A 257-nucleotide genomic window follows, 5' to 3' on the forward strand; every position below is an offset into this window, starting at 1 on the left:
AGCGATGCGTGTAGCTAACCTGTACTAATTGCTCGTTTGGCTTGACCATACAACACCCAAGTGGTTTGTATCAAGCATTATATCGATATCACCTTAATCCTTGATTCAGTTAGGATAAGTGATACTTAAGTCATAAGTAAAACAACACAGACTCATATCTAACCCCTTTGCTGACGACAATAGCACGATGGCACCACCTGATCCCTTCCCGAACTCAGAAGTGAAACATCGTAGCGCCGATGGTAGTGTGGCTCCGG

The 257-nt window shown here is 44.4% G+C and carries 1 rRNA gene; it reads left to right on the top strand.

Annotated elements, in window-relative coordinates:
* Positions 1-169 precede the first annotated feature (169 nt).
* A 5S ribosomal RNA gene (gene rrf / locus J3492_RS13125) occupies positions 170-257 on the top strand; the annotation flags it as partial.

It is taken from the genome of Psychrobacter coccoides (assembly GCF_017498085.1).
GTDB classification, from domain to species: domain Bacteria; phylum Pseudomonadota; class Gammaproteobacteria; order Pseudomonadales; family Moraxellaceae; genus Psychrobacter; species Psychrobacter coccoides.